Origin of the sequence: Mesotoga sp. B105.6.4 (assembly GCF_002896535.1) — a bacterium.
Taxonomy (GTDB): Bacteria; Thermotogota; Thermotogae; order Petrotogales; family Kosmotogaceae; genus Mesotoga.
The window spans coordinates 35871-46680 of the sequence record NZ_JWIM01000075.1 but is presented as its reverse complement, the minus strand read 5'-3'; the positions used below and the strand labels follow the sequence as shown (position 1 = coordinate 46680).

Annotated in this window: 14 protein-coding genes; 9 read left to right on the top strand and 5 right to left on the bottom strand. The window is 47.8% G+C overall.

From position 1 onward, the window contains the following. Window positions 1-308, top strand: a 308-nt coding sequence (locus tag RJ60_RS14175; RefSeq protein WP_308410923.1) for a group II intron maturase-specific domain-containing protein, incomplete at its 5' end; no start/stop codon positions are given. Between the two features lie 323 nt (window positions 309-631). Then, complete coding sequence (locus tag RJ60_RS14170) at window positions 632-1198, top strand: hypothetical protein (RefSeq protein ID WP_308410922.1); 567 nt, start codon at window positions 632-634, stop codon at window positions 1196-1198. A gap of 119 nt (window positions 1199-1317) precedes the next feature. Here RJ60_RS14170 and RJ60_RS14165 read toward each other — a convergent pair whose 3' ends face one another. Continuing rightward, window positions 1318-1560, bottom strand: a complete 243-nt coding sequence (locus RJ60_RS14165) for a four helix bundle protein (protein ID WP_258006356.1) — start codon at window positions 1558-1560, stop codon at window positions 1318-1320. A 152-nt stretch (window positions 1561-1712) separates the two neighbouring features. Here RJ60_RS14165 and RJ60_RS14160 point away from each other — a divergent pair, with 152 nt between their 5' ends. Together RJ60_RS14160 and RJ60_RS14155 are read left to right on the top strand one after the other, a co-directional pair. Further along, window positions 1713-2918, top strand: a complete 1206-nt coding sequence (locus RJ60_RS14160) for a hypothetical protein (RefSeq protein WP_103135177.1) — start codon at window positions 1713-1715, stop codon at window positions 2916-2918. 25 nt (window positions 2919-2943) lie between these two features. Next, window positions 2944-3696 carry an ATP-binding protein gene (locus tag RJ60_RS14155; RefSeq protein ID WP_103135176.1) on the top strand — a complete coding sequence of 251 codons (753 nt, stop codon included), beginning with the start codon at window positions 2944-2946 and terminating at the stop codon, window positions 3694-3696. 144 nt (window positions 3697-3840) lie between these two features. Here the strand turns inward: RJ60_RS14155 and RJ60_RS14150 are convergent, their stop codons facing one another. Continuing rightward, on the bottom strand, window positions 3841-4197 hold the full coding sequence (locus RJ60_RS14150; protein ID WP_103135175.1) for a four helix bundle protein: 357 nt from the start codon (window positions 4195-4197) through the stop codon (window positions 3841-3843). Between the two features lie 159 nt (window positions 4198-4356). On the opposite strand from RJ60_RS14150, the gene RJ60_RS14145 reads away from it, so the two are divergent. The 5 genes from RJ60_RS14145 (at window position 4357) to RJ60_RS14125 (ending at window position 8425) form a co-directional block, all read left to right on the top strand. Beyond that, complete coding sequence (locus tag RJ60_RS14145) at window positions 4357-5115, top strand: M48 family metallopeptidase (RefSeq protein ID WP_103135179.1); 759 nt, start codon at window positions 4357-4359, stop codon at window positions 5113-5115. Between the two features lie 557 nt (window positions 5116-5672). Then, on the top strand, window positions 5673-6002 hold the full coding sequence (locus RJ60_RS14140) for a PadR family transcriptional regulator (protein WP_103135174.1): 330 nt from the start codon (window positions 5673-5675) through the stop codon (window positions 6000-6002). A 14-nt stretch (window positions 6003-6016) separates the two neighbouring features. After that, window positions 6017-6883, top strand: coding sequence for a pentapeptide repeat-containing protein (locus tag RJ60_RS14135; RefSeq protein WP_103135173.1), 867 nt, complete (start codon window positions 6017-6019; stop codon window positions 6881-6883). Between the two features lie 12 nt (window positions 6884-6895). Continuing rightward, a complete protein-coding gene (locus RJ60_RS14130; RefSeq protein ID WP_103135172.1) occupies window positions 6896-7657 on the top strand; it encodes an ABC transporter ATP-binding protein in 762 nt (253 codons plus the stop codon). After that, the gene (locus RJ60_RS14125) at window positions 7658-8425 is read left to right on the top strand and encodes an ABC transporter permease (RefSeq protein WP_103135171.1); all 768 of its coding nucleotides are present in this window, start codon (window positions 7658-7660) and stop codon (window positions 8423-8425) included. Between the two features lie 494 nt (window positions 8426-8919). Here RJ60_RS14125 and RJ60_RS14115 read toward each other — a convergent pair whose 3' ends face one another. The 3 genes from RJ60_RS14115 to RJ60_RS14105 all read right to left on the bottom strand — a co-directional run bounded on the left by RJ60_RS14115 (window position 8920) and on the right by RJ60_RS14105 (window position 10636). Then, entirely contained in the window at window positions 8920-9459 is a 540-nt protein-coding gene (locus RJ60_RS14115; RefSeq protein ID WP_103135169.1) for a hypothetical protein, read from the bottom strand. Next, the gene (locus tag RJ60_RS14110) at window positions 9450-10172 is read right to left on the bottom strand and encodes a DUF3800 domain-containing protein (RefSeq protein ID WP_219725901.1); all 723 of its coding nucleotides are present in this window, start codon (window positions 10170-10172) and stop codon (window positions 9450-9452) included. Before RJ60_RS14110 ends, RJ60_RS14115 begins: the two co-directional genes overlap by 10 nt. Window positions 10173-10363: 191 nt before the next feature. Next, the gene (locus RJ60_RS14105) at window positions 10364-10636 is read right to left on the bottom strand and encodes a hypothetical protein (protein ID WP_103135167.1); all 273 of its coding nucleotides are present in this window, start codon (window positions 10634-10636) and stop codon (window positions 10364-10366) included. Between the last annotated feature and the right edge of the window lie 174 nt (window positions 10637-10810).

Genomic DNA, 10810 nt, shown 5'->3' with positions numbered 1-10810 from the left:
AGAAGGCGATGAGACAGAAGATCCGGAGAATGAGACTTCAAACCAAGTCATACCTGAGTATTGAAGAACTCTCAGAAAGGATCAACCCGGTAATAAGAGGTTGGATAAACTACTACGGACACTTTCGCAGATTTGAAATGTATACAGTACTGAGTCGGCTAAACAAAGCCTTAGTTCAGTGGGTAAGAAACAAGTACAAGAAAAGGAGAGGTCGTACAAAAGCGGGTAAATGGCTAGAAGCTCTTGCTCGCAGAGAGCCTCATCTATTTGTACACTGGACAATGGGGATATTCTATTCGGCTGGATAATGGGAGCCGGATGAATCGAGAGGTTCAAGTCCGGTTCTGAGAGAGCCTGGGGGTGAAATCCCCCTGGGCTACTCACCGGTAGCAGGTTCGTAAGATCACAATTTAATTCAAATGGAGAATGTGATGATAAGGAAGCGTCTTCTGATGTCTGTTCACCGTTCGCCGAAAAAGCTATAAAGAGCTTTGAATCTGCTTTTCTTGGTCTTTCGGAGGACGGAGGACCGGGGACGGTCAACCAGCCCCTCGTCCTTTGCCACTTCAAGGCGGGGTTTGGCGATCCCGACTGGGAGAGGCTTCTTATATACGCCTGGGCTCTCTCGAGAGTGGGATATAACATAGGCAGGATCGAATGGGTCTCTCTTTCAGCGGGCGCTTCCTTCTCGAAAGAGATAACGAAAGAGAACCTCGAAGAGGCGGGAATCAATCTCTACGCCTGGATAAACCAGATCCTTCAGAGCGACTTTTCGCCCGAAGCCGGAGATCACTGCTCCTACTGCCTGTATCATTCACTCTGTCCTCTCATGGAGAAGCTTGGAGAGGATCTCACGATAAGTGACAGTGACTCTCTAAAGAACACCCTTCAGAAGACAGTAGCCTTTCAGGAAGGGGCGAAGAAGATGAAGAAGCTTGCGGATGAATTCATAGACAGAGAAGGGATAGGAAAGGTGGAGATAAATGGCTATGAATACGCGAGCGATGAAGCTCCCACTCAAATAAGGCTTCTGGATAGAGAGGCGGCTCTGGATACAGTCGTCGGGCTTCCAGATCCATTCAAATTCATCACGTTCAGAAACCTTTCGGAGCTGGTCGACTATCTTCCCGAAGAAGCGTACGAGAAGAAAGAGAAGCTGAAGCCGGTGAGGAGGTTTCGAAGAGCCGCTGATCGCTAAAGGCTGGGTAGAGCAAGGACCCGCTGGGAAGATCAGAGAGCCGCTGATCGCCGCTGAAGGCTGGGGGTATGGGGTAGCGGGTACGTAAGATCTTGACCAACCCCAAGAGAGTTAACGGTTCACCGTTGACCGTTCTCCGAGGTGGAAGGAGCAAGTGATTTCGAAAGTTTCCAGAGCATGCGGTTAATCCGTTCGGCACCCTCGGCAATGTTAGACATAACGGAGACTGCGGCTCTGCGAAGTTGAGAAACCAAAGCGTATCTCTCTTCCTCCGGAAAAGTTGAGGTAACTGAGTAGATATCCCTTGCGAAGTCCTTGCTCAACTTCCAAACCTCGAGGTCCTTGAATCTAAAAGCCATCATCACACCTCCCGATGATGATGAAAGCAGAAGAACCTTTAGCAGTCCAAGGAAGCGGTTTATTGAGAGAACATAAGAGCGGTTAGGCCATTGACCTGGCTCTTTCGGAGAACGGCGAACCGTTGACTGACAACTATTTCTATGGAGGTTTTCGTATGAATTACATAGAACTTATAAACAACTTCTGGATAGCGAACAAGATACACAAGTTCAACTCTCTCGAGACATCTCTTTATTTCTTCATACTCGACTATGCGAATAACGCTAGATGGCCCGAGAGTTTCATAGTTCCCAACGGGATAGTTCAGAGTGTGTTCGGCTGCACCAGGGACCAGCTCATAAGGGCGAGGAGAAAACTGTGTAAATTCGGTCTGTTGGCGTATGAAACGGGTGACCGACATAACCCGGGAAAATACACAGTAATTGCGCACCCGACACCTACCCGTGACCTACCCGAGGCCGACACAAGACCTACTCAAGACACACCACCCTGCGGGGTTGCGAAAGCGTCTGTTCATGAACAAGAGAATAGCGTCATTAAAGATGAGACCATACCCGAGGCCTACTCTAGGCCTACTGGAGACCTACCGGAGGCCTACCCGACGCCTGCTAGTAATATAAACAAAACTAAACTAAAGAAAAGTAAAGTAAACAAAACAAGAGAAAAAAACATTCTTTCTCCTTACGGAGAAACGAAAGCTTTGCTTTCGCAATCAACGGAAAAAGGGGTTAAGAATGGAGAGAAAGAAGAAATTTCTGAAGTCACGAAGAAAGTCTCTCTTGTGCAAACAGGATTGGAGAATGATTCGCAAGAGCTTCTTCACGGAGACACTCCTCCCGGCGAAATGGCCGTTTCCGGAATCAAATCGAACGGGAATGAACAATTGCGTAAAGGCGAAGGCGGACCTCCGGAAGAAGTGCGGGCTGAAGGTTGTCTGATTGTTCCGCTGTTCGAGAAGAATGATCCGGACAGGGAAGATGCAGAGCAAGAGGATCTCTCCTATCTCGACTCCTGTTCGAGGTACGAGAGGGACGTTATGGAGACGTGGGAGGCGATAATAGGGCCCTTCGAGAGGGAATGGATTCCCTTGCTGAGAGAGGCCCTCAATAAATGCTACCCCTCCCAGATAAAGACTGCGATCATCGCTATAGACAGATCGAAACACGAAGTCCTCGAAGAGATAGGCTTCGAATATCTTATGCAGCCTCTTCTAAGGGGCGCATTCGGAAGGAGAGCGAATAGAAATGGAAGAAAAGATTGGAGCGATTCTGGATCGTTTAGAGATCCTATCGAAAAGTTCAAGAATCCCGCAAGAGAAAAACCCAAAACACTTGAAGAACTCCTCAAATACACCGTGTAGCAAAGACGAGGCGATAGAAGAGTGCATGAGGAACTGTCCCGGTCCGGAGAAGTGCCCTTACGGGGGATATATAATCTACGCCAGCGAAGACCCACAGTACAGCGACCTCATGTACGAGTGCTCGATATACAGAGAATTCAGGAGGGTAAAGGAGAACATGGAGAGGCTGATAAAAGTTCTTCCCAAAGGACTTTGGGAGAGAAGACTGGACAACTTCATCGCTGAAGATGAAGTGACCGAAAGGGCGCTGGACCTCTCGAAGAAGTATGTGAGACACAGGGCGTGGAAGATAGGATCGAACTTCGTCCTTCTGGGAGGCTACGGCACCGGAAAGACTCACCTCGCGGCGGGAATTGCGATAGAGGCGGTGAATATGGGAGATACGGTAGCCTTCATAACCGCTCCCTCCTTGAAGATCGGAGACTTCAAGACGATCTCCGAGAAGATACAGGAGTGTTCGGGGGTTGACCTTCTCGTTATTGACGACCTCAGCAACGAGACGGAAAACAAGATGACAACCGACAAGATATTCGAACTGATAAACCACAGGTATGAACAGGGGGCTGGAACTATAATAACCTCCAACCTGAACTTAACTGATTTCGATGGAACCGTGGGGGCCAGGATCTTCAGCAGACTGAGCGAGAGGACCGCGATCATGCGGCTGGAAGGAGTCAAGTCCTACCGCGAGAAGAAGAGGGAGAGGTATGTGGCATGGACGAGAGATGAGTTCCAAGATGCAAGTTCCAAGTTGCAAGAAGAGCGAAAAGAAGATTAAGAACAGTTCCAAGATGCAAGTTCCAAGTTGTGAAGAGCAGTTGCAAGATGCAAGTTCCAAGATGCAAGTTCTCAGTTGCAAGAAAGAAGAACTGTACAACAGAAGGGATCTAGAACTGCTCATGAGCCTAGCTCCGCTGAAAGATCAGTCTTTGAGAGATTTTATGAGGCCATTGAGCATTTTGCTTATCTCCTCTCCTGTCTCGATGAGCTGGTCCCGAACTTGATCAGGGATGTAACCAAGTCTGAAGGCTATTTCTATCTGAGTGAAGGTTTCGAGAAGAGATCCTCTAGCCTGATAAAGAAAATGAACAAACTCCTTCTTGAAATACCTTCCGGAGCCTTCGGCGATATTCGAGGGGACTGATACCGCTGCTCTTTGGAGCTGGGAAGCGAGACCGAAACGTTCAGAATCCGGGAAGTCTCTAGTTATCTTGTAGATGCTGGTTACATAATCCATACTGGCGTTCCATACAAGAAGATCTTTGAAAGACGTCGACACAGCTAGAACCTCCTTTTCTGAATGATAATCAATCAAAGTTTCGCCGAAATCATCGATTCATGCAACTGGTTTCACTTGCAACTTGCAACTCAGAACTTGGAACTGATTGTTCTCTTGCAACTCAGAACTTACAACTATTTCGACGAAAGGAGAAATATCATGGAAGACAGAATAACCAAGACGATGGCTCTGCTTCTGGATGCAAGATGGAAAGAAGCGGCCAAGCTTTATCGCGAGATAATAAACGATCTCTCAAAGAAGGAGAGTGTTTCAGAAACAGTTCTAAATGGAGAAAGTAGTCAATGCGCTTCTGAGGCTGAGAAAGGCGTATCAGTTGCGAGCGAGTTCGAAAGCTGGGTAACTCTGAACGAGGAAGAGCTGTGGGATCTCGGACATATCGCTTATCTCTTCGATGACACAGAGACTGCAGAGTCTCTTATTGAAGAGCATTATTCCAGGAAACCGAATGACATAGAAGGAATGGTCTTCCTCGGAAAGATCTACAAGAAGCGAAAGAAGCCTTACAAATCCGAACTAATGTTCAGGGCTGCTCTTTGGGAAGACAAAGACAACATGAAAGCTGTGGAAGAGCTTGTTTATCTCTATCTCGATACTGACAGGCCTCTCGATGCCCTCGCCTGGGCTCAGAAGCTGCTGAGGCTCGATCCCCGGACTCCGAAAAGCTACTTTCTTGCAGGCAAGGCACTCGAGAACCTCGACAAACCAGAGCAAAGCCGAAGATACATCATAGCAGGTATGATCCTCGATCTCTCCAGCTCCAGAGGATCAAGCTTTCAGAACTTCTACGAAGACAAACTCGGCGAATCGATTACTATTGCTGATCTTGATGATGCCAGAGAGGTTATTGAGGAATGGGTAGGCAAAAATCAGCACGCGGTTGACCGTTCTCCGAGTTAGAGCACCAAGATAGTAACTAGTTCCAAAACAGGTTGCTCTGTCCTTAGACCCGCTGAGCGCTGAACGCTGGGTAGAGCAAAGATCCGCTGAGAAGAACCGCTGAGCGCTGAACGCTGGGTAGAGCAAGGACCGGCTGGCTTCGCCAGGAAGTGATGCTCGCTGGCGCGAGGAAGTGATGCCCGGAAAATTATTCGGGGAAGTGATGCTGCTTCGCAGGAAGCATCTTAATAGGAGCGGGTGGAAGGAAAGAGCACGCATAATACCTATTTGCTGACGCGGACCAGCCAGAAGGCGTAATTCATCTTCGGCAGGAGTGCTTGTGGTGTTAGTCTCAGCATTAGGCTGAGGCCAGTCACTGCACAAGCAGTGACAAGAACAACTGGAAGTTCAAACGATGCAGTATATCAGTTCAGCCACAATTCTCAAGGGCCAGTTCCGGTTACGCAAGGAGGAAGTAGAGTTAACTCTCAAATAGTCTCTCTTGCAAAGTAATTCATTTAACACAGTACATTGACAGACATAGTACTATGATATACAATATTCCTAGAGGTGATGGTATGAGTGAGAAGAGAATCGCATCTGACCTGCTACGTGGCCATACAGATACTATGATACTAAAGCTCCTTTCGGAGGCTGACCGTTACGGCTACGAGATTGTCAAGCTGATAGCAGAGCGTTCGGGCGGCGATTATGAACTGAAGGAAGCCACAATGTACTCCAGCGTCCGAAGGCTCGAGGCGGACGGCGATATCGAATGGTATTGGGGCGATGAATCTCAGGGCGGACGGCGCAAGTATTTCAGGATTACCGAAAAGGGTAAGGCCACTTATGCCCGTAACAAGAGCAATTGGGAGTACGCCAAGCGCGTGCTGGACAACTTATTGTGAAGGAGTGTGATGTCATGAATGAGAAACTGAGAGACTATTTGAACGGCGTTTTTTCGCCTTACGATGGAGTCAAAAGTGTGGACGAACTTAAGGCCGATCTGCTTTCCGACTTGCAGGAGCGGTTCCGCGAGCTCAAAGAGGAGGGCAAGGACGATGAAACGGCTTTTGAGATGACCGTCGACAGCATAGGCGACATTGAGCAAACTGTCCGGGAGGTCGCGGGCCTTTCACGCACACTGGAGCGGCAGTTGTTGATCAACTTCAGCGCGGGAAAATTGCAAAAGAGTGACTTCGCCGGTGTCACTGCACAGAAAGGAAAATTTGAAGCGAGCGATCTGCGCGGCTCCGACTTTTTGGGCGCGGATTTGACCGGGAGCTCATTCAAGGCCTGCGACGTGCGCGATGTAAATTTCGACGGCGCAAATCTAACTGACTGCAGCTTCTGTGCTCTGGAACTGGCGGGTGCGAGCTTCCGACAGTCAATCCTTGTTCGCACCGATTTCAATGCGTCCGGGCTGAAGGGAACGAAATTCATAGACGTGAAGCTGATCAACGTTAAATTTACAACGAGCGACCTGAGAAAAACGATCTTTGAAAGATGCATTTTCAACGGCGTAGACTTCAAACACTCCGACCTGTCGGGGCTGTGCCTGGACGGGCAGACCTTCATCGGTGTCAAGTTTGGCGAGGCAGCGCTAAAGGAAGTGACGTTTCGGGATGCGACGCTGAAAAACGTGTCCTTTACACCGCCTTTTTCCCTGACCAAGAAGTATTACCGCGCCATCAAAACCATAAGCTTCGACGGCGCGATGATGGACAAGCTTACCTACGCATCACTCAAAGCCATGGGGGCCGATTTATCAAAGGTCACAATCATATGAGGAGCAAAGAATATGCAAAATGTTGCGATAAAGGTGAAAGGACTTCATAAGTCCTACAAGAAGCTTCATGTTTTAAAGGGCGTGGATTTTGAGGTGGAAAGAGGCAGGATCTTCGCCCTGCTCGGCTCCAACGGCGCGGGCAAGACAACGATTGTCAAGATCCTGAGCACGCTGTTGAACTCGGATGGTGGAACGGCCACCGTAAACGGCTTCGATGTTGCTTCACATCCCGAGAATGTTAGACAGTCGATCAGCCTGACCGGGCAATTTGCCGCCGTGGACGAGATTTTGACCGGAAGAGAAAATCTGGTCATGATTGCCAGGCTGCGCCACCTGAAAGATCCTCGTCGGGTTGCAGATGATTTCCTCAGGCGCTTCGGCCTTGACGAGCCCGCAGATCGAAGGGTATCAACTTATTCGGGAGGTATGCGGCGCAAGCTCGACATCGCTATGAGCCTAATAGGAAAACCACAGGTAATCTTCCTCGACGAGCCTACCACCGGGCTCGACCCCGAGGCACGCATCGGGATCTGGAAGATTGTCAGAGGGCTAGCCGACAACGGCATCACGGTCTTCCTGACAACGCAGCACTTGGAGGAGGCCGAGCAGCTTGCCGACCGGATTGCCATCTTGCATGAAGGCAGGATTATCGCCAACGGCACGCTTGAAGAACTGAAAAAACTCTTCCCCCCGGTAAAGGTGGAGTATGTGGAGAAACAGCCAACTCTGGAGGAGATATTTCTCGCCATCATCGGCAGAAAGGAGGAAAGATAGATGGAAGCGATAGAGAAACACTTTTTCGGCGATATGGGCGTCATGCTTGGACGTTCCATGCGCCACATTCTTCGCAGTATGGACACGATCATCACGGTGGCCGTCATGCCGATCGCGCTTATGCTCCTGTTCGTCTATGTTTTCGGCGGCGCCATTCAGAGCGGCACGGATAACTACGTGAATTATCTTTTGCCCGGTATCCTGCTGATTGCCATTGCAAGCGGTATATCCTATACGGCATATCGGCTGTTTATCGACATGCAGCGGGGCATACTCGAGCGTTTCCACTCCATGCCGATTGCTCGTTCAACCCTGCTGTGGGCGCATGTGCTGACATCTCTGGTATCCAACGCGATCTCCGTTGTCATAATAATTCTCGTTGCGTTGACTATTGGCTTTCGCTCGTCGGCGGGGGTATTGTCATGGCTCTCCGTGGCCGGTATACTCGCCTTGTTTACACTTTCCCTGACATGGATTGCTGTGCTTGCAGGATTGTCTGCCAAATCTGTGGACGGCGCAAGCGCCTTTTCCTATCCGATTGTCTTCCTGCCGTTTATCAGTTCGGCCTTTGTGCCGACCGAATCGATGCCGCCGGCTGTTCGTGCCTTTGCCGAAAACCAGCCAGTGACCTCAATAGTGGAAGCCATCCGTTCCTTATTGTCTGGCCGGCCCGCTGGCAATGACATATGGATTGCCCTTGCCTGGTGCGTCGGAATCATGGTTGTGGCATATGTGTTCGCTATGAAGGCATATGAGAAGCATGTGTAGATGCCTGTTTCCGCGAAGAAGATACTAAGATCATCCCTCCAAATCGAGAACCCGGCTTCATGGAACTGCGGAACATGGATTTCATTACTCTACAGGGATCGACAGACAAGAGCCGGGAGCATTTACTTCAACGAACTCACAGAGTTTTCGATTGATGTTTTCCGGAGAAATACAAACAGTCAAAGGGTAACATGATTCGTTTTGCCACTGCATATTCACATAGCTGAACCGAAGCCGGGCTTCTGCCCGGCTACTTAAATGCCTTTCACAATGTATAGCAGCCCATCTTTTCCAATGGAATACAAGCCGACATGGTTGCCATTTTCTTCCTCCCAATCAGTAACACCATTTGTCCGCATAGATGCGGAATGCATCATAATTAAATCTACTCAAGAGAGAGCGTTGACATTTTGCATACAACTGTGCTATCATAGTTGTACTCATCCACCATGATGTGGACAGAGCTCGGGGGACGCTATGGCGTCCTCATGTTTTTAGTGACAGTGCTTTTCCAGATCGTTCCTTTTTGACGAATAGAGAACATTATAGGCTGTCAAAAGAAGATACACTGATCCTCTCTTAATCAATACAACTACGTAATCTAATGGTCTGCTCCAGATATTTACCCTAGTCTCTCCATTCTTCTGGAAGTCGTATATGCATGTGAATTGGTCTTTCACATTCAACATAATTGGTAATATCCACGGAACGCTTTCGCATCTTACTATCTCGAAGTCCCTTTCTCTGCCTAATCTTCTTCGGTCTCTTTCCTTTTTAATTTCCTCGCTTGTTATATGATGAAATGTTCGCTCTTTCTGTATCGACCCCTTGTAGTTAGGCAAAATACTGTTGGTATTCTCTTTCTGAACTTCTGCAAGAAATATCTGCTTCCTTCTGAAAGAGAACAGCGAGTTGTAGAGGGTATCTTGACAGAATACTTCGTATGCCTTGTCAATTAGCGCTTCATCTGAGTCAAAGTAGGCTCTGTCAAGTTTTTCTGGCGCCCATGCAGGATACGGAAGATTTATTGCCACGTTCGGTCACCTTTCCCTGGTTTCCAAACAAGGACGTTAAGCTTTCTTTCATTTCTACTCGTTGACCTAGATAAGGAGCGACGTGAAAGACTCTCAATCATTTCAACAACGGATCTCTTGGCGGCACTTTGCTGTAACTCTATCGGTCTATTAGCATACACGAAAGCTCCTACTAAGAGATCAACTATTTGCATTATCTCCACTTCGTGAGAACGGATCTCTTGAATTTTCTTGATTACACGATGATCAAAATCATATTCGCTGCGACATAGGATTTCGTGTAGTGTTCTTATCCGATTTCCGCCTTGTGTGTCTTTGGCATCAACGTAGATATTGTATCTAGACTCTCTATCGAAGAAAAGCCCTTTGAGCATATCGTAATACATCTTGTAGTACCAAGTGTTGTGGTCCTGATTGTAAGAATCATGATCCAAAATGGATTTGTCTGGAACCACCAAGACTCGCGCATTCAAGCTATCATTTGCGAAGAAATATGATATGAGGTCAAGATAGAATTCCAGTTTGGCAGGAGAAACCTTAGTCCATTTGGCCTCTAAACCTCTAGATATACCGTGTTTTGCCTTGAGCTCTCTTAACCCATCGCTTATTCTCGGTACACTATCTTTCAGGCACCAGACCGCACCAAGTGCCATCACGGGCTGTTTGTCGTATTCAAGATGGCAACTTTCATCACAGTACACGTTAAATTCCATCGCACTCACCTCTCGCAAATCTCTACCGTAATCCTTCATAGAGATGACATTTTTCACCTAGTCAATAGTCGTAAAACAAAACCGCTTAGATTATACACAACAGAACGTACCCAATGCAGATGAAAGACCGAAAGGAAGATCACAGCTGTATAGAAAAACTAGACAGAAAGGTCTGATTTCAGTTTATCCAGTCATTCTCTCAGAGACAGATAGCACCCCTTCCCCTTCATACATCCCCCAAACGCATAAGCCACTGACCTCGGATCCATCCCTGGCAAATAGAACACAGTTGTAAGCTCCTCAACGTCCTGGCCATGTTCTTGCCAGATACTTTCAGTAATTTCCCTTAGCTTGTCTTCTGATGGTTTATTCTCAAACAGTTGGACCTTAACATTTCTCCTCCGCATAGCTTCTCCAAAATCCCTGATGCTCAGGATCTCATAGTCAATATCCCCGCTTTTCAATGCTACCCCCCTGAATGTTATTACTACACGTCTGTCATTTTACATCAGTTAACATTCAGAACAATACGCACTAATTAACTCGACTTATTTGCACAGAGCGGTTGTCAAGCTCTCAATATGGCTACTGCTAGTATTCTTTTGTTTCTATCGAAAGATTAAGTGTTATGATTAAGC